This window comes from Candidatus Limnocylindrus sp. (assembly GCF_040397215.1).
GTDB lineage: Bacteria > Chloroflexota > Limnocylindria > Limnocylindrales > Limnocylindraceae > Limnocylindrus.
The window spans coordinates 24,921-42,063 of record NZ_JBBAWK010000002.1; the positions used below are offsets into that span (position 1 = coordinate 24,921).

General features: G+C 63.1%; 15 protein-coding genes, 1 tRNA gene and 1 pseudogene. 13 read left to right on the top strand and 4 right to left on the bottom strand.

Going from position 1 to position 17,143, the window contains the following annotated elements; genetic code table 11:
* The first annotated feature begins 32 nt into the window (after positions 1-32).
* Entirely contained in the window at positions 33-1,466 is a 1,434-nt protein-coding gene (locus AC3LCN_RS00890) for a glycine--tRNA ligase (RefSeq protein ID WP_488648210.1), read from the top strand.
* Here the strand turns inward: AC3LCN_RS00890 and AC3LCN_RS00895 are convergent.
* A complete protein-coding gene (locus AC3LCN_RS00895) occupies positions 1,463-2,278 on the bottom strand; it encodes an FAD-binding oxidoreductase (RefSeq protein WP_488648211.1) in 816 nt (271 codons plus the stop codon). The genes AC3LCN_RS00890 and AC3LCN_RS00895 overlap by 4 nt on opposite strands.
* Before the next feature lie 182 nt (positions 2,279-2,460).
* Between AC3LCN_RS00895 and dnaG the strand changes: the two genes are divergently transcribed.
* From dnaG to AC3LCN_RS00920, 5 genes and pseudogenes are all read left to right on the top strand, one after another.
* Positions 2,461-4,374 carry a DNA primase gene (gene dnaG, locus AC3LCN_RS00900; RefSeq protein WP_488648212.1) on the top strand — a complete coding sequence of 638 codons (1,914 nt, stop codon included), beginning with the start codon at positions 2,461-2,463 and terminating at the stop codon, positions 4,372-4,374.
* Between the two features lie 749 nt (positions 4,375-5,123).
* Positions 5,124-5,198, top strand: a pseudogene (locus AC3LCN_RS00905) (sigma-70 factor domain-containing protein); the annotation flags it as partial.
* 258 nt (positions 5,199-5,456) lie between these two features.
* Positions 5,457-6,515: an RNA polymerase sigma factor RpoD gene (rpoD, locus tag AC3LCN_RS00910; protein WP_488648287.1), complete on the top strand. Its 1,059-nt coding sequence runs from the start codon at positions 5,457-5,459 to the stop codon at positions 6,513-6,515.
* A 72-nt stretch (positions 6,516-6,587) separates the two neighbouring features.
* A tRNA-Asn gene (locus tag AC3LCN_RS00915) sits at positions 6,588-6,662 on the top strand.
* A gap of 28 nt (positions 6,663-6,690) precedes the next feature.
* The gene (locus tag AC3LCN_RS00920) at positions 6,691-7,059 is read left to right on the top strand and encodes a hypothetical protein (RefSeq protein WP_488648213.1); all 369 of its coding nucleotides are present in this window, start codon (positions 6,691-6,693) and stop codon (positions 7,057-7,059) included.
* Between the two features lie 10 nt (positions 7,060-7,069).
* On the opposite strand, the gene AC3LCN_RS00925 is transcribed toward AC3LCN_RS00920, so the two are convergent.
* The gene (locus tag AC3LCN_RS00925; protein WP_488648214.1) at positions 7,070-8,113 is read right to left on the bottom strand and encodes a ParB/RepB/Spo0J family partition protein; all 1,044 of its coding nucleotides are present in this window, start codon (positions 8,111-8,113) and stop codon (positions 7,070-7,072) included.
* A gap of 125 nt (positions 8,114-8,238) precedes the next feature.
* On the opposite strand from AC3LCN_RS00925, the gene AC3LCN_RS00930 reads away from it, so the two are divergent.
* On the top strand, positions 8,239-9,840 hold the full coding sequence (locus AC3LCN_RS00930; RefSeq protein WP_488648215.1) for an acyl-CoA mutase large subunit family protein: 1,602 nt from the start codon (positions 8,239-8,241) through the stop codon (positions 9,838-9,840).
* The gene (gene mce / locus AC3LCN_RS00935) at positions 9,837-10,304 is read left to right on the top strand and encodes a methylmalonyl-CoA epimerase (protein WP_488648216.1); all 468 of its coding nucleotides are present in this window, start codon (positions 9,837-9,839) and stop codon (positions 10,302-10,304) included. Before AC3LCN_RS00930 ends, mce begins: the two co-directional genes overlap by 4 nt.
* Before the next feature lie 3 nt (positions 10,305-10,307).
* Here the strand turns inward: mce and sucD are convergent, their stop codons facing one another.
* Together sucD and sucC are read right to left on the bottom strand one after the other, a co-directional pair.
* Positions 10,308-11,207: a succinate--CoA ligase subunit alpha gene (gene sucD / locus AC3LCN_RS00940; protein WP_488648217.1), complete on the bottom strand. Its 900-nt coding sequence runs from the start codon at positions 11,205-11,207 to the stop codon at positions 10,308-10,310.
* Entirely contained in the window at positions 11,204-12,379 is a 1,176-nt protein-coding gene (gene sucC / locus AC3LCN_RS00945; protein WP_488648218.1) for an ADP-forming succinate--CoA ligase subunit beta, read from the bottom strand. The genes sucD and sucC overlap by 4 nt, the downstream gene beginning before the upstream one ends.
* A 148-nt stretch (positions 12,380-12,527) precedes the next feature.
* Here sucC and sdhC point away from each other — a divergent pair, with 148 nt between their 5' ends.
* From sdhC to AC3LCN_RS00970, 5 genes are read left to right on the top strand one after another with little or no spacing between them, the layout of a single operon-like run.
* The gene (gene sdhC / locus AC3LCN_RS00950) at positions 12,528-12,941 is read left to right on the top strand and encodes a succinate dehydrogenase, cytochrome b556 subunit (RefSeq protein WP_488648219.1); all 414 of its coding nucleotides are present in this window, start codon (positions 12,528-12,530) and stop codon (positions 12,939-12,941) included.
* Positions 12,938-13,327: a succinate dehydrogenase/fumarate reductase transmembrane subunit gene (locus AC3LCN_RS00955; RefSeq protein ID WP_488648220.1), complete on the top strand. Its 390-nt coding sequence runs from the start codon at positions 12,938-12,940 to the stop codon at positions 13,325-13,327. The genes sdhC and AC3LCN_RS00955 overlap by 4 nt, the downstream gene beginning before the upstream one ends.
* A gap of 8 nt (positions 13,328-13,335) precedes the next feature.
* Positions 13,336-15,117 (top strand): succinate dehydrogenase flavoprotein subunit, encoded by a 1,782-nt coding sequence (sdhA, locus tag AC3LCN_RS00960; RefSeq protein WP_488648221.1) that lies wholly within the window; start codon positions 13,336-13,338, stop codon positions 15,115-15,117.
* Positions 15,118-15,825 (top strand): succinate dehydrogenase iron-sulfur subunit, encoded by a 708-nt coding sequence (locus tag AC3LCN_RS00965; RefSeq protein ID WP_488648222.1) that lies wholly within the window; start codon positions 15,118-15,120, stop codon positions 15,823-15,825. It begins immediately after the preceding gene.
* A gap of 2 nt (positions 15,826-15,827) precedes the next feature.
* Positions 15,828-17,138: an MBL fold metallo-hydrolase gene (locus AC3LCN_RS00970; RefSeq protein ID WP_488648223.1), complete on the top strand. Its 1,311-nt coding sequence runs from the start codon at positions 15,828-15,830 to the stop codon at positions 17,136-17,138.
* Positions 17,139-17,143 lie beyond the last annotated feature (5 nt).

A 17,143-nucleotide genomic window follows, 5' to 3' on the forward strand; every position in this document is an offset into this window, starting at 1 on the left:
GCGATCTCCCTAATCGGGTAGGCTTCCTCGCAATGAGTATCAACGCTGACTCCTCGCGAACCCTTGCTGGCACTCCCGCCGCTGACGCGACCCCAGCCGTTGCAGAACTCGACACCATCGTCTCGCTAGCGAAGCGCCGCGGCTTTGTCTACCCGAGCTCCGAGATCTACGGCGGCATCAACGCGGTGTGGGACTACGGCCCTCTCGGCGTAGAGCTGAAGAACAATGTGAAGCGAGCCTGGTGGCGCAGCGTGGTGCAGCAGCGCCATGAGGTGGTCGGGCTTGATGCTGGCATCCTGATGCACCCACAGGTGTGGAAGACCTCCGGCCACGTCGGCTCTTTCAGCGATCCACTCGTTGAGTGCACCGCCTGCAAGCGTCGCTACCGCCTCGACGAACTCCCAGGAACCGGCGACCTCACGACCACCCAGCTCGCCGATGCCGAGATCGTTAGCAAGATGGGCCTGAAGTGCCCCGATTGCGACGGCTCGCTGACGGCCCCGCGCCGATTCAACCTGATGTTCAAGACCTTTATGGGCCCTGTGGAGGATAAGGCCGCGGTTGTCTACCTTCGCCCCGAGACGGCGCAGGGCGCCTACGTGCAGCACAAGAACGTTCGCGATTCGTCGCGCAAGAAGATCCCGTTCGGCATCGCACAGATCGGCAAGTCATTCCGTAACGAGATCAGCCCAGGAAACTTCGTCTTCCGCATGCGCGAGTTCGAGCAGATGGAGCTGCAGATGTTCGTACGCCCCGACGAGGCCGCCACTGCGGCATTCGAGGAGTGGCTGCCCCGACGACTTGAGTGGTACAAGTCCTACGGCGTTTCGCCAGAGCGACTGCGCGTGCGCGAGCATGCCCCCGACGAGCTGGCCCACTACGCCAAGCGCGCCATTGACGTCGAATACCGCTTCCCGTTCGGCTGGAAGGAGCTGGAGGGGATCCACAACCGTGGTGACTTCGACCTCTCGCGCCACGCCGCTGAGAGCGGCGAGAGCCTCGACTACTTTGACCCTGCTACCGAGACCTCATTCACCCCATGGGTGGTTGAGGCCGCAGCAGGCGCAGACCGCGCCGCCTTCACATTCCTGATCGACGCCTACCGCGAAGAGATGGTGCGTGACGAGAAGCGCGTCGTCCTCTCGCTGCATCCAGGGCTGGCGCCATACAAGGTGGCGGTGCTGCCGCTCCTTAAGAAGCGCGACGACCTCGTTGAGATGGCACATCGCATCCGTGACGGCCTCTCTCGTGAGTTCACCGCCGTCTACGACGACACCGCCGCCATCGGTAAGCTGTATCGCCGGCAAGATGAGATCGGCACGCCGTGGTGCATCTGTGTCGACGTTGACTCCATGGATGACCACGCCGTGACGGTGCGCGATCGCGACACGATGGAGCAGGAGCGCGTCAGCGCCGATCGACTTGAGGAGTTCTTCCTCGCGAAGTTGCGCGCCTCGCGCCCTTAAACCTCAGTCGAACCGGTTGGCTGCTTGCCGGCCGGCCAGTAGAGCTCCTTATGGATCGCCCCTTCAGGTAGGCCGTAGGCTGCAAGCTCAAGCTCGGCTGCCACGATCATCTCGGGATTTCCGCAGAGATAGGCAACCGCCTGACTTGCGTTGACGCCACGATCGCGCAGCGCGGACTGAATGATGCTCTCGACGCGGCCGGTGAGGCCAGTCCAGCCAGCATTGAGCGGGTCCGCGGGTCGCGAGATTGTTGGAACGTAGGTGGCCGGATACGACCCACTCTTCTCCCACCCCTCAATCAACTCGCGGTAGCCGATGTCGCTGACATAGCTCACACCATTGAGGTAGATCGCACGTCGTGGGGCACCGTCGTCGGCGAGGGTGCGCGCCATGCTGACGAAGGGCGCGATCCCTGTTCCCGATGAGACGTAGATCTGCAGGCGCGTGTCGGCAGACTCCATCGTGAACTTCCCCTTCGGCGCGAGCACGCGCAGTCGATGCCCCACCGGTAGGGCGAAGACGAGCGGGGTGAACGCGCCACCACGCACGTAGCGGAGGTAGAGTTCATAGCCTCCATCGATTGCGCGGGCCGAGGAGGCAACGGAGTAGGGGCGCTGCACGAACTTCTCGCCCACTTTCACACCGATCGTCACGTACTGGCCGGGCTCAAATGGGGTTGGCACCCCGTCGGGCTTGATCCAGACGCGGGCGAGCGTGTCGGTGTCGTCGATACGTGCCGCGAGGGTGGCGTTATAGGTGGGGTCGTCGGCAAGGATGCCGAACGAGGAGGGGGTAGCTGCCGTCTCTGCCATGGGGCCTCCTCACGGTTGGTGCGACGATGAGCGTCGCCGTTGCATGGAAGTGTAGGGGAGGGGGCGTGCGGGTGCCTTGGCGCTGGGGAGGGGCTGGCTGCTATTCTGCGACCAATAGCGCTTGACACTCACGGGCAACTGCTTTGCCCGATCACGAAATCACAGAGGAGGTCTCCCCACCGATGGCTTCCGGGAGCGTTGCTGAGATCAAGAGCCGACTCGCCGTCGCCGACGTCGTTGGCGAGACGGTCGTGCTGCGCAAAGCGGGCGCTGCCTTCAAGGGCCTCTGCCCGTTTCATGGCGAGAAGACCCCCTCATTCGTTGTCACACCTGCCCGTGAAACCTGGAAGTGCTTCGGCTGCGGCAAGGGGGGCGACATCTTCACCTTCGTCATGGAACGCGACAGCCTGCCGTTCGGCGAAGCGTTGACCCAACTCGCCGCCAAGGCTGGCGTGACGATCGACGATCGCAGTCGCGCCGAGGATGCGCGCAAGGTGCGACTCCGCGATGTGCTTGAGGGTGCAGTGAGCTTCTATCACGCCATCCTCACCGTGCACGAGCTCGGACGCCCTGCACTCGACTACTTGCATTCGCGTGGATTCACCGACGAGACGATCGAGGCGCAGCGACTCGGCTGGTCACCAGATTCTTGGGACGCCTGCTCGAAGGCGCTCGCTGCGAAGCGCGGTGCAACACCCGCCGAGCTTGCCGCCGTCGGCCTCACCACCGAACGCGATGGTGGTCGTGGCGCCTATGACCGCTTTCGCGCGCGCGTGATCTTTCCGATCCGCGACGCGAATGGGAAGATAACCGGACTCGGTGGTCGCCTCCTCCCCGAAGATGACAAGCGCGGCGACCGCGGTCCGAAGTATTTAAACAGCGCAGCGACGGAACTCTTCGACAAGTCGCGCACCCTCTATCTCATCGATAAGGCGAAGCCCGCGATGCGCAGGAGCGGCACCGCGGTGCTCGTTGAGGGATATACCGACGCACTGATGGCGCATCAGTCTGGCTTCACAAACGTTGTCGCGAGCATGGGAACGGCACTGACTCCTGCGCAGGTCGCGCTCCTCCTGCGCTACGGATCGAAGATTCTCTTGGCGTACGACGTTGATGCTGCTGGAGCGAAGGCGGGCGCATTCGGAGCTACCGAACTGCTGCGACTCGTGACCGAGCTTGGTAGCGCCGATGGCGGACCATCGCTCGTTGATGTGGGGATCGTGCGCCTCCCTGACGGGAAAGATCCCGACGAAGTCGTTCGCGACCAACCAGAAGCGTGGCGCGCCGCAACGGAGCAGCCGATTCCGGTGGTGGAGTACCTCATCGACACCCACGCTCAGGCACATGACTTAAAAGACCTTGGCGGTCGCAAGCGTGCTATCGACGGGATCAAGCCAATCCTTCGTAGCCTTCGTGACCCAATTGTTCGCGATGGCTACATCTCTGCGGCTGCACGGCGCATCGGCGTCGACGAGAACTCAATTCGTGAGGCGATGATCCAGCGCGGCGCTGAGACGGCCCGCGCAGAGAGCCGCATCTCGGCGGATAGCGTGCGCGCCGCCGACGCGGACGGTGACATCGACTCCATCCTTGCCGGGGTAACGCCCCCCGAGGCCGAGCTGCTCCGACTCCTTATTGCGGCGCCTGCCGAGCGGCTCCGTGTGCGCGACGTGCTTGTCGACCAGCTCTTCACGAGCGGATTGGCGCGCTCACTCTGGCGCGGACTCCGTGCGGCACTCGACAGTGCGCTGGAGGCGGGGGCGGCCGTTGATGCTCTGGAACGGCTACCCGTTACGATTGAGGGCGAAGAGCGCCGTCTGGCCCAGGCACTCTCCGAACGCCTTGGGGCCACCGTTGAGTTCACGCGAATCCGGATCGGTATTGATCAGACCGTCTTGCGGCTGGAGGCTGATCGCCTTGAAGAGGCGATGGCCTGGTCGCGCAGTGAGATTGCCGAGGCGGAGCGAGAGGGCGATGCCGCTCGTGTTCGGGCCCTCATGGAGGCAGAGCGAGATCTAGGACAAATGCGGAAGGCGCTCGACCGACGCTTCTTGGCGTCGGGAGTGCTCACAGCGGCAAAGGGGGGGAGCAAGTGACGAAGGCGAAGCAGGTAAGCAAGGTGACCGTGGGCACGCCCGTAAAGGCGACGCCAGTGAAGGCCGCTGCAAAGCCCGTCGCTAAGGTCGCCCCAAAGCCCGTCGTAAAGCCGACGGCGAAGGTCGCCGCGAAGCCCGCCGCCAAGCCGGTTGCAAAGCGCGGAACTCTCACAACTTCAAAGCCCGCTGCAAAGTCAGTCGCCAAGGCCGCCCCAAAGCCTGCTGCAAAACCGGCTCCGAAGAAGTCCGTGCCAACAAAGGCCGTCGCGAAGAGTTCAATCAAGCCAGCGGCGAAAAAAACCGCTGCGCCGATCGCCAAGGCAAAGCCGGTCGCTAAGGCTGCGCCAGCGAATGGGAAGAAGCCCGTTGTCGTAGTCGTTGCGAAGGGCAGGACCGTTGCACGCGCTTCACTCGCGGCATCACCTGCGTCAACTGCGAAGTCGAAGGGCGAAAAGCCAAAGGCAGAGAAGACTAAGAGCGAGAAGCTGGCACCTGCCGGAGCAGCCGCCCCCGCAAAGGCGCAGGGAAAACTCGCAAAGGGGAAGGCGGCGGCCGGCCCAACTGCAAAGCTTGACGGCGTCGCTGAGCCTGGCGCGGCCGATCTCGCCGAGATTGAGGTTGATGGCGTCGAGATGCTCAGCCCAGAGGCGGCCGCTGCACTCCTTGTTGCTGAGGTTGCCCCAGAGGCACCGAAGCCTGAAGTTGCTGAGCCAGTTGCGGAGTCAACAGGCGTTGACGATCCGGTGCGCATGTACCTCAAGGAGATTGGTCGCGTTGGGCTACTCACCGCCGAAGAGGAGGTCGTTCTCGCCAAGATGATTGAGCTCGGCGAGCAGATGGCCGATGAGCCGTGGAAGGCTGTCTACAACCTGCATCAGTGGACCTATCACGAGACGGAACTCAAGACGCGCAAGAAGAAGGAGTGGTACCGACTTGATCCGGCGCTCGCTGCGAAGGCGCACGCCACCAATGCCGAAGCGATCGGTGCGTGGGTTAAGGGGCATCACGTGCACGAGTGCAAGGTCACCGGATTTGATAAGGCCTCGCGAGAAGTGGCGGGCGAGACCGCCAAGAAGAATCTGATGATTGCGAAGAGCCTCGTGAAGTCGTTCAATGAGCCGAACCGACGAAACCTTGCAGCAAAGACGGCGGAGATGATCGACTTTGCCTTCCAAACAGTGGGAACTGGCGACATGGAGAGCCGTGACAACGGTGTGCTCCAGAAGCTCTTCCTCTGGGCCCGCGACGAGATCGCCTGGCCAGCGCTGGAGACCTGGATTGCCCAAGGGAAGCACATCGCCACGGATGGGAAGGACTGGATCCGCGAGGCGGGTTGGGATCCCGAGAATCCAGCACTCGGCAAGCTGCGCGGACGTGAAGGCTACGTCGTGCAGCTCGGCTGGCGCGGACGCGAGGAGCTGACCAAGGCGAACCTGCGCCTCGTCGTCTCCATCGCCAAGAAGTACATCGGTCGCGGCATGAGCTTCTTAGACCTGATCCAGGAGGGGAACATCGGACTGATTCGCGCCGTTGAGAAGTTTGAGTACATCAAGGGCTTCAAGTTCTCGACCTATGCAACGTGGTGGATCCGCCAGGCGATCACGCGAGCGATCGCCGATCAGGCGCGAACGATCCGCATCCCGGTGCATATGTATGAGCAGCTGAATCGCCTCACCCGCGTCCAGCGCCAGCTCTTCCAGGAGCTTGGCCGCGAAGCGACGGATGATGAGATCGCCAAGGAGCTCACCAAGGTCACCGAGTCGGAGGTGACCGCAGAGCGCGTGCGCGAGATGCGCAAGGTGAGCCAGGAGCCGGTCTCCCTCGAGACGCCGATCGGCGAAGAGGAGGACAGCCATCTCGGCGACTTCATCGAGGACAAGTCGGCGAAGAAGCCGGACGAGGCGGCGAACAGCCAGCTGCTCTCCGAGCAGATCGTCGCCACGCTGGAGTCGCTCAGCCTCCGCGAGCAGCGGGTGCTCAAGTTGCGCTTCGGCCTGGAGGATGGGCGGCAGCGCACCCTGGAGGAGGTCGGAGCGGAGTTCAACGTGACGCGCGAACGCATCCGCCAGATCGAGGCGAAGGCGCTGCGCAAGCTGCGCCACCCATCGCGAGCACGCAAGCTGCGCGACTACCTCGACTAGGGGGATCGTGCGGCGGGGAGGAGCCGCGGCCCTCCCTGCTAATATTCCGCTCGCGGCAGAGGCCGCGGTCATTCCGGCGTAGCTCAGTGGTAGAGCGGGCGGCTGTTAACCGCCATGTCGTAGGTTCGAATCCTACCGCCGGAGCCAGCACCTAACGGGAGAGTGGAGGGCGCGAATGGTTGCAACCGGACTCAGCGAGAGCCCTCAGGCCTACCGTACGAAGTTGCTTGAGCAGAGCGACAGCAAGATCGATGCCTGGGCCACCGGCTCGCTGCGTGACATGGCGAAGCGCAAGGGGATCGTCGCCGTCATCCGCGAGTTCTCCCACTCGGCACATCTCGATGAAGATGGTCTTGCTGGCGCATACACGCTCGGTGGCGGCCCGGCCGCAACGATGGGGCGTGACGCTGAGGGGCAACTCCTTCTCCCTGCGGTGGGCCTCTGGTGCCTCGTCCCCGGCCTGCGCACGGTAGATCCGAAGGGGAGTCGTGAGCGACTCGTCGCCTTCCTCGTAGCGACCTTCGAAGAGGTCGTCTACATCTAACTTTGGTCGGCTACTCCGACTTCTGGCGCAAGATCGCGGCGAGGTTATCGAGCTTATTGCGCGCGATCAGCAGCCACTTCGCCATGTTGGCGCGATCCGTTTCACTGAGTGGAGTCCCCAACTCTGGCTGATCAATCTCATGCAGAACCAACGCGAGCGCGTCGATTGAACTTGCGAGGCTGTCGCGGGCGTTAGTTAACGCCGCGTCTGACGCTGACGCGATGGCTGCCGCTTGTGTGGAGACTGGCGCCGAGGCGCTCGCCACGGGCTGCTTCGCCGCGGCAATGATCGGCCGCTCGTTTGGTGAGGCAAACGGGAAGATCGACGGTGCGACGACCTCTGGTGCGGGGGATGGCTCGGGGCGTTCGTCGCGGACAACACTCTTGAGGCGGGCGAGGGAGAGCTCGCCGCGCATCACCTGTGCCGCCAGTTCACTTCGTCGTGCCGGATCGGTGATCTTCATCAACTCATAGGCGTGGCTGATCGTGTCGGAGCGCTCCGCGACGAGGGCGCGGATGTCGGCCGGTGCATGCATCAGGCGGAGCCGATTTTCGACGTAGCCCTTGTCCTTGCCGATGCGTTCGGCCAGCTTGCGAATGCTGTAACCGAGTTCGCTCGTCATGCGCGCGAAGATCGCCGCCTCATCGAGTGGGGAGAGATCCTCACGCTGCAGGTTCTCGATGATTGCAACCTCAAGGGCGATCTCATCGCTCATCGCCTCAACGATTGCAGGAATCATCGGCAGTCCGAGTGAGAGCACGGCGCGCCAGCGACGTTCGCCGGCGACAATCTCGTAGGAGCCCGGCTCGGTTGGGCGCACGATGATTGGCTGCAGCACCCCATGCTCACGAATGCTGGCGGTGAGCTCATCGATCGCCAGTGGAGGGAGTGCGAGGCGGGGCTGCTTAGCGTTGACCGTCACGCGATCGACCGCGATCTGTCGCACCGAGCGGTCACCGTGGGCGCCCTCGGGTGGGAGGAGCGAGAGAATGGCGTCGTCAAACTCCTGCCCGCTGGCCTCGGAGCCGCCCGTTGGCTGCTTCCCTTTCGGCATGCTGCCTCCTCTGTTCGCTTCGTGCGCCTTGCGGCTCACCGTTTCGCCGCATCGTACCGCGCGAGCGGTGTGGGAGAATCGTGCGGAGCGAAGTGCCCGGAACGGGCCAGGTAAGGGAGGTGAGCGTGGGTAAGGAGCAGGGGCGCGACGCCGCGCGCCACACGACCACCTCAGGCGCACCCCTTGATGCCACCTACGGTCCAAACCCATCCCGCGACGCCGCCGCAGAGATCGGTGCACCAGGCTACTTCCCGTACACGCGCGGCGTGCAAGAGACGATGTACCGCGGCCGCCTCTGGACGATGCGCCAGTACGCCGGCTTCTCGACGGCACGCGAATCCAACGAGCGATATCGCTACCTCCTGGAGCAGGGCCAAACGGGACTCTCGGTCGCCTTCGATCTACCGACGCAGATGGGCTACGACTCCGACGCGCCAGAGGCGGAGGGCGAGGTCGGTCGCGTGGGTGTTGCGATCGACTCCATCGCCGACATGGAGACGCTCTTCCAGGGGATCCCACTCGACAAGGTCTCAACCTCGATGACGATCAACTCCACCGCGCCGATCCTGCTGGCGCTCTACGTAGCGATTGCCGAGCGACAGGGGGTGTCACGCGCCGAGCTCTCGGGAACGACGCAGAACGATCTCCTCAAGGAGTACATCGCTCGCGGAACCTACATCTTCCCGCCCGAGCCATCGCTGCGACTGATCACTGACGTCTTTGAGTGGTGCGCCACCGAGCTGCCGAAGTGGAACACGATCAGCATCTCGGGTTATCACATGCGCGAGGCGGGGGCGACCGCCGCGCAAGAGCTTGCCTTCACCTTCGCCGACGCGATCGCCTATGTCGACGCAGCGATCGCACGTGGCCTTGAGGTTGACGCCATTGCGCCGCGCCTCTCCTTCTTCTTCGCCGCCTGGACCGACATCCTCGAAGAGGTGGCGAAGTTCCGCGCCGCACGCCGAATCTGGGCACGCATCATGCGCGATCGCTACGGCGCAACGAGTGAGAAGTCGCTCCTCTGTCGCTTCCATGTGCAGACCGCCGGCTCCACCCTCACGGCACAGTCCATTGACAACAATGTTGTTCGCGCTGCGTATCAAGCCCTCGCTGCCGTGCTTGGCGGCGCGCAGAGCCTGCATGTCAACGGCAAAGATGAGGCCCTCGCCCTCCCGACCGAAGCGTCGGCGCGCCTCGCCCTGCGCACGCAGCAGGTGCTCGCCCACGAGGCTGGCGTCGCAGGAACCGTTGATCCGCTCGGTGGCAGCTACGCCGTGGAGGCGCTCACCGATCAGGTTGAGCGCGACGCCCTCGCCCTCATCGCCGAGGTTGACCGTCTCGGCGGCATGGTCGCCGCGGTTGCCGCAGGCTTCCCGCAACGCGCGATTCAAGATTCGGCGTACGCCTATCAACGAGAAATTGAGAGCGGCGAGCGCGTGATCGTGGGCGTGAATCGATTCGTCGACGAAGAGGTCGAGACGCCAGCCATTGCCCGCATTGACCCGGCCCGCGAGCGGGAGCAGGTTGCTGAGCTCCAGGCATTCCGCGCGGGGCGTGATGCCGCGACCGCAACCGCCGCCATCGCCGAGGTGATCGCCACGGCGAAAGGGAGCGCCAACATGATGCCGCCGATCCTGGCCGCCGTGAAGGCCGGCTGCACCGTTGGTGAGATCAGCGCCGCCCTACGCAGCGTGTGGGGCGAGCACCGCGAGGCGATGGTCCTATGAGTCTCCCCGTGCGCGGTCGCATTCACCACGTCGCCTCGGTAGTTCGCGACATTGACGCAGCGATTGACTTCCATACGCGCGTGCTCGGGCTGGGGCTCGAGCAGGTTGCCGAGGTGCCATCGCAAGAGGTGCGCATCGCCTTCCTCACCGCAGGTGACTCCAAGATTGAACTCGTCTCGCCAACGAATGAGACGAGCGGCGTCGCGCGCTTCCTCGAGTCGAAGGGGGAGGGGTTCCATCATCTCTGTTTAGAAGTTTCTGACATCGCTGCGGAGCTCACCACACTTGCCGCTGCGGGGGTTCAAATGATCAACGCAGAGGCGGTCGCTGGCGTTGAGGGACCAGTCGCCTTCTTGCATCCGAAGAGCTGCAACGGTGTGCTGATTGAGTTGATCGAAGCGCCTGGCGGCCCTGCGTGGACGAGGCTCGGATTCGGCGCTCCAGGGGAGCTGCGGATTCGCTAGCGCTTAGCGCTTCGTGTACCCGGCCTCAATCAAGAGTCGTGGCAGTTCGGTCGGCGAGGCGGCCACCTTGAACCCGGCGGCCTCCAGTGCAGCGATCTTGTCGATCGCTCGGCCCGATGCGCCAGAGACGATCGCCCCGGCGTGCCCCATGCGGCGACCCTCAGGTGCGGCGCGTCCGGCGATGAAGGCGACACGTGGCAGGTGCTTCAGGTGTTCGCCCGCCCATGCGGCGGCCTCCTCCTCCGCGGATCCGCCGATCTCGCCGATTAGTACGAGTGCGCGCGTCGCAGGATCCGCAGCGAAGAGCTCAAGTGCGTCACGGAAGGTGGTGCCGATGATCGGATCGCCACCGATGCCGAGGCAGGTGGACTGACCGATGCCAGCATCGGTCATCGACTGCACCGCCTCGTAGGTCAGCGTTCCGGAGCGGCTCACCACGCCAACGTCACCAGGTAAGTGAATGGAGGCGGGGATGATGCCGATCTTTGCGCCAAGCCCGTTCACGCCTGGCGTTGTTGCGCCTGGGCAGTTCGGTCCGATCAGTCGCGCGCCATGCTGCTGCACCACAGCGAGGGCGCCGACCATGTCGTGCACCGGGATCCCCTCGGTAATGCAGAAGATCGTCTTGATGCCAGAAGCGGCTGCTTCGGCGATGGCATCTGCAGCGCCCGCCGCAGGAACGAAGATGCAGCTGGTGTTTGCGCCGGTCTTCTCGACCGCTTCGCGAACGGTGTCAAAGACGGGAACGGTGCCGTCGAGGCCGAGCTCGCCGCCGCGACCTGGCGTGACGCCCGCAACGATCTTGGTGCCATAAGCGGCCATCTGACCGGCGTGGAAGCCGCCCTCACGTCCGGTGAGGCCTTGCACTACGAGTCGGGTGTGCTGATCAACGAGAATGCTCACTTGCCGCCTCCTGCTGTGGCAAGGGCCACAGCCTTCTCGGCCGCCTCGTCGAGGCTTGCTGCAGTTTCAAATCCGCCTTCACGTAGCAGTACGGCGGCCTCTGCCGCATTCGTGCCAACGATGCGCACGACCATCGGCACGATGCGCTCCTGTTGCGCGCGCGCCTCGATGAGTCCCTTCGCGACCTCGTCGCCGCGCGTGATGCCGCCAAAGATGTTCACAAGGATTGCTTTCACTCCCGCATCGGCAAGGATGATGCGCATTGCGGCCGCAACCTTATCGGCGCGAGCACCGCCACCAATGTCGAGGAAGTTTGCTGGCGTGCCTCCAGCACGGGTCACGAGGTCGAGCGTCGTCATGGCGAGTCCGGCGCCGTTCACCATGCAGCCGATGCTGCCATCAAGTCGGATGTAGGAGATCCCCTGCTCGCGCGCCTCGCGGTCGATCGGATCCTCGCTGTCGGCATCGCGCCATGCGGCAAGGTCAGGGTGACGATCGAGTGCGGAATCATCCAACGTCATCTTGGCGTCGAGGCAGACAAGTTGCTCACCGCCTGGAAGCTCGGGCGCTGGTACCACGGCGAGCGGATTCACCTCGACGAGATCGGCGTCGCTCTCACGTGCAATCTTTACGAGCCCGGCGGCGATCACGCAGAACTGCTTCAGCAGTTCACCGCGCAGACCAATGCCGAATCCGAGGCGGCGCGCTTGGAACGGGAGCAGGCCACCGTGTGGGTGCGCAACTTCTCGAACGATCGCGGCCGGATCCTTTGCGGCGACCTCTTCGATCTCCATGCCACCAGCGGCGGATGCCATGACGAGAACGCCGCGCGTAGTGCGATCGATCAGTGCGGCGAGATAGATCTCGCGGATGATCGTGGAGGCTGGCGCAACGAGCACGCGTCGCACGGGAAGGTCCTTGATCGTGAGGGCGAGAATTGCTGCGGCGGTGGCCTCGGCCTCTGCCGCGCTCGCGGCGAGCTTGACCCCGCCCGCCTTCCCTCGTCCGCCGACGAGGACCTGGGCCTTAACCACGACCTGTGCGACCCCAGAGGCGATGAGGCGCTCAGCGATGGCGCGGGCGCCCGCGGCGGTAGTGGCCACGTCGGCATCGGGGACGGGGAGGCCGGCTCGAAATAAGAGTTCTCGGGCTTCAGCCTCGTGTAGCTTCACTTCGCCTCCGCATGGTCCGTGGTGGGTTCCTCCCCGCTGTAACAGGGGGTAGTGTACGCGGGCAGACTTCAAGCGTTGCGGCTAGGATTTGGGGGGCACAATCGTCAGGATTTCAACGCCCTGATTGGGAGTAAGGAGGGGTTTACACATGACCCAAGGATCTAGCCCACTCGCCTCTCCGCAGAAGCTTCGAAACTACCCAGCATATCGCGGCGGGGAGGGGATGGTCGCCTGGGCCTTCCATCGAATCTCAGGCATTGGCGTATGGGCCTTCATCGTCTTGCACGTATTTGACATTTGGTTGATTGGGGCTAATCCCGCGCTCTATGACCAACTGGGCAAAATTTATTCAAGCGCGCCTGGCCGTGTGATGGAGACCCTCCTAGGAGCGGCGTTGTTTTATCACGCCCTCAACGGCATGCGCATCGTCGTCATGGACTTCTGGCCTGCGCTGACGATCTTTCACCGTGGACTGTGGCGAGCTGTTTGGGTCACCTTCTTTATCTTTGGCCTACCTGGCGCGTACATCATCCTGAAGCCTATCTGGGAGATGGCATCATGAGCGCTCAAAAGTATTCACTCTCCGGCCGTCCGCGCCCGACAGGGTCGCGCGCTGATCTCTACGTCTGGCGGGCGGTGCGAATCACTTCAATTGCGCTCTTTGTATTGGCGCTTGCGCACTTCTCGATCACGCACTTCGTCTACGAGGTTGGTGACCAGAGTGCAGAGTGGGTCCGCCAGACTCGTTGGAACTCGATCCCCCTCCGTGTGCTGGACTGGGGCATGTTGATGACTGTGTTGGTGCATGGGTTCCTTGGCATGCGAACGGTCATGCAGGACTACGTCCCCTCGCGCATTAGGCGGGGGTCGCTCATCGGCCTTTACGTCATTGCGCTTCTGCTATTCGTACTTGGCACCCAGGTCATTGCGACCCTACCGATGCGTTAGGGGGACATATGGCTAGTGCGCTACGAGCAGAGGTTGGGCAGATTGACGTTGACGCGATCGTGGTCGGCGCGGGTGGCGCTGGCCTTTGGGCCGCGCTTGAGCTTGCACGCGAAGGAATTCCAACCGCCGTACTGACCAAGCTCTATCCGACCCGCTCGCATACCGGTGCTGCGCAAGGTGGGGTCTGCGCGGCACTCGGCAACGTTGAAGAGGACCACTGGGAGTGGCACATGTTTGACACGATCAAGGGTGGCGACTACCTCGCCGATCAGGATGCGGCCGAAGTGCTCGCGCGTGAGGCGATCCCCGCGGTGATTGAACTGGAGCGCATGGGCCTTCCGTTTAATCGCACTCCTGACGGCAAGATTGATCAGCGTCGATTTGGAGGACATACACGCAATTACGGCGAGGGACCGGTGCGTCGTAGCTGCTACGCCGCAGACCGCACTGGGCACATGATCCTGCAAACGCTCTACCAGCAGTGCATCAAGGCGGGGGTCAAGTTTTATGACGAGTATCACGTTGTCGATCTGGTCTTCGAAGGGGGCGAGGCGGACAAGGGAGGGCGCTGCTCTGGGGTTGTTGGGTACAAGATCGCCGACGGTTCGCTCCATGTGTTTCGTGCGAAGGCGGTGCTGCTCGCCACAGGTGGGTACGGTCGCGCGTGGCGCGTAACGTCAAACGCACACTCATTGACCGGTGATGGGATGGCACTCGCTTGGCGGCATGGCGTGCCACTCCAGGATATGGAGTTCTACCAGTTTCATCCGACCGGCATTGTCGGTACGGGAATTCTCTTGAGCGAGGCGGCGCGAGGTGAGGGAGGCTACCTCATCAATGATGCAGGGCAGCGATTTATGGAGTCTTACGCTCCGAAGTTGATGGAGCTTGCGCCGCGCGACATGATCTCACGTGCGATCTATCAGGAGATCCGTGAGGGTCGAGGGATCGGGGGAAAAGACTACATCCATCTTGACGTGAGACACCTCGGTCGAAAGGTGATTGAAGAGAAGCTCCCCGACATCACCGAACTTGCTCGCATCTATCAGGGCGTAGAACCGATCAGCGAGCCAGTCCCGGTTCAGCCAACCGCGCATTACGCCATGGGAGGCGTTCCGACAAATCTTGAGACTGAGGTGCTCGCCGATGCTCGTGGCAACGTTGTGCCTGGGCTCTTTGCCGCCGGCGAAGTCGCCTGCGTAAGCGTGCACGGGGCGAATCGCCTGGGGACCAACTCCCTCGTCGACCTGTTGGTGTTCGGCAAACGTGCCGGGATCCGTATGGCCCAAGTTTGCAAGAGCACCCCGATGCCCGGCTCAACAAGCGGGGCCGAGCGAGCCGTCCGCGAAGAGCTCCTCGCCCTGAGCACGCGCCCATCTGGGGTGCGCCCGGCGGAGATTCGCCGTGAACTCGCCGCCCTGATGATGGACAACGTCGGCGTCTATCGCGACGAGGCCCTCCTTGGCGCCGCGGTAATGGGGATCGCCAAGTTGAAGGGGGAGTACGCCAACGTGCGCGTGGAGGACACCGGGAGCGTCTTTAATACCGACCTCCTTGAGGCGCGCGAGCTCGGCTACCTGCTAGACACCGCGGAGGCGACAGCCGTCTCCGCCTACGCACGAACAGAGTCACGTGGTGCGCACAGCCGTGAAGACTTTCCAGAGCGAAACGACGCTAAGTTCCTAGCGCACACTCTGGTCTGGCAGGGGAGCAATGGTGCACCAGCCACGAAGCTAGACTACAAACCCGTCACGATTACCAAGTTTGAGCCGAAGGCGAGGGTTTACTAAATGGCTTCTGCTACACAGGTTGAGCTCAAGATCCAGCGATATGATCCGGAGCGCGACAGTGAGCCGCACTGGCAAACGCTGACGGTTCCGGTGGAGCCTATGGATCGCGTGCTTGATCTGCTCACGCGGGCAAAAGAGCTCTTCGATGGCTCAATCACCTTCCGTCGCTCTTGCGCGCACGGTGTCTGCGGCTCTGACGCTCTGCTGATTAATGGTCGTAATCGGCTCGCCTGTAAGTTGCGAGTAGAAGCGTTGGGGCGAACGATCACGGTGGCCCCACTCCCAGGCCTGCCGATCGTCAAGGACCTAGTCGTTGATATGGAGGAGTTCTTTGAAAAATTCCGCTCCGTACAGCCGTATCTTGTGGCAGCACCAGTTGAGGGTGACGGTGAGCGGATTCAGAGTGAAGAGCAGCGCGATCGCTATGACGATACGACCAAGTGCATCCTCTGTGCGGCATGTACAACTTCGTGCCCAAGTTTCTGGGCGCAACCAGAGTACGTTGGCCCCGCGGCGATCGTGAACGCGCACCGTTTTATCTTTGACTCGCGTGATGAGAACGCCGATACACGCTTGGACATCTTGTCTGACGAAAATGGCGTGTGGCGTTGCCGCACCACCTTCAATTGCGTGGAAGCTTGCCCACGCGGCATCAATATCACGAAGGCGATTCTTGAGGTTTCCTCCGCAATTAGCGCACGGCGGTAACGTTGTCGATTCGGTCGTACATCATTCGTACCGATGGAGCGTGTCGGGGGAACCCTGGGCCAGCATCTATCGGTGTGGCTCTCTATGACGCTTCGCTACCGGGGTCCGATGATCCTGACGCAATGCCCATCGCCTCGATCTCTGCAGCGATCGGCACAACTACGAATAACGTCGCAGAGTGGCGTGCCGTGGTGGCTGCGATTGACTTCGCTGCCGAGCTCGGCGCGCGTGAAATTGATCTACTCCTGGATAGCAAGCTCGTGGTTGAGCAGCTCCAGGGTCGCTGGCGTGTGCGAGACGCCAAGCTCGCCCCGCTCTGCGATGAGGCCCTAAGGGGGCTGACGCGCTTTGCGCATTGGAGTGCACGCCATGTGCCGCGCGCACTGAACGGTCGTGCCGATTCACTCGCTAATGAGGCGCTTGATCGCGCGCTGCGCGGCGGGCCAGCCTGGGTCGCTCGCCGTCCGCAAGACTTAGTCCCCGCCACGGCGACTGCTATCCCTGGCTCCGATTCTTCTGCTACTGCGGCGACGCGTATCACCGTGCTCGGTTCAGGGGCGAGCCGTGGCGTGCCGCGTGTCGGTTGTCGCTGCGGGGTCTGTCTTTCACGCGATCAGCGCAACCGCCGTCTGCGCAGCTCGGTACTCGTGGAGTGGCTCGACGGTGTCACTGAGCGCGGCGTCATCATTGATCCCGGGATGGACCTGCGCCTGCAGGCGCTGCGCCATGGTGTCACTCGACTTGATGGTGCGCTGGTCACCCACATTCATGTTGACCACAGCGGTGGGATTGACGAGTTGCGCGCCTATACCGATGCGCAAGATGTTGTACTGCCGATCGGCGCAGGCGAAGCGACCGCGGATGAGCTGCGAAAGCGCTGGGAGTACGCGGTTGATGGACGAACGGCACCTGGCTCGGGAATCCCTGCGCTGCAACTCGTTGCGTCGGATCGCGAGGTAACGATCGCGGGCCGCTCATTTCAGGCGATCCACATCGTTCACGGGAAGCGCCCGGCTCACGGTTGGCGGAGTGGGGGATTCGCCTATCTGACCGACGTTAGCTCGGTTCCGGCGGCATCGCGCGACCTTCTGGGCGACCTTGACCTACTGATCGTTTCGGCGCTGCGCGATCTGCCGCACCCAACGCACCAGACCGTGGACGAGGCGTTGGAGCTGATTCGAGCGGTTGCCCCACGTCGGGCGCTCCTCACCCACCTTGATCACGACCTCGACTTTGAGGATCTGGCGGCCCGCCTCCCTGCTGGGGTTGCCCCCGCCTTTGACGGGCTCGTCGTAGAGGTTCCGGCGCGCTAGACTGC

Excerpts from the sequence above, each read along its gene's own strand:
- dnaG (WP_488648212.1), top strand. The coding sequence starts at position 2,461 with ATGGCTTCCGGGAGCGTTGCTGAGATCAAGAGCCGACTCGCCGTCGCC.
- AC3LCN_RS00965 (WP_488648222.1), top strand. The coding sequence starts at position 15,118 with ATGGCTTCTGCTACACAGGTTGAGCTCAAGATCCAGCGATATGATCCG.
- AC3LCN_RS00955 (WP_488648220.1), top strand. The coding sequence starts at position 12,938 with ATGAGCGCTCAAAAGTATTCACTCTCCGGCCGTCCGCGCCCGACAGGG.
- AC3LCN_RS00895 (WP_488648211.1), bottom strand. The coding sequence starts at position 2,278 with ATGGCAGAGACGGCAGCTACCCCCTCCTCGTTCGGCATCCTTGCCGAC.
- sdhC (WP_488648219.1), top strand. The coding sequence starts at position 12,528 with ATGACCCAAGGATCTAGCCCACTCGCCTCTCCGCAGAAGCTTCGAAAC.
- mce (WP_488648216.1), top strand. The coding sequence starts at position 9,837 with ATGAGTCTCCCCGTGCGCGGTCGCATTCACCACGTCGCCTCGGTAGTT.
- AC3LCN_RS00925 (WP_488648214.1), bottom strand. The coding sequence starts at position 8,113 with ATGCCGAAAGGGAAGCAGCCAACGGGCGGCTCCGAGGCCAGCGGGCAG.
- rpoD (WP_488648287.1), top strand. The coding sequence starts at position 5,457 with ATGATTGCGAAGAGCCTCGTGAAGTCGTTCAATGAGCCGAACCGACGA.
- sdhA (WP_488648221.1), top strand. The coding sequence starts at position 13,336 with ATGGCTAGTGCGCTACGAGCAGAGGTTGGGCAGATTGACGTTGACGCG.
- AC3LCN_RS00890 (WP_488648210.1), top strand. The coding sequence starts at position 33 with ATGAGTATCAACGCTGACTCCTCGCGAACCCTTGCTGGCACTCCCGCC.
- AC3LCN_RS00920 (WP_488648213.1), top strand. The coding sequence starts at position 6,691 with ATGGTTGCAACCGGACTCAGCGAGAGCCCTCAGGCCTACCGTACGAAG.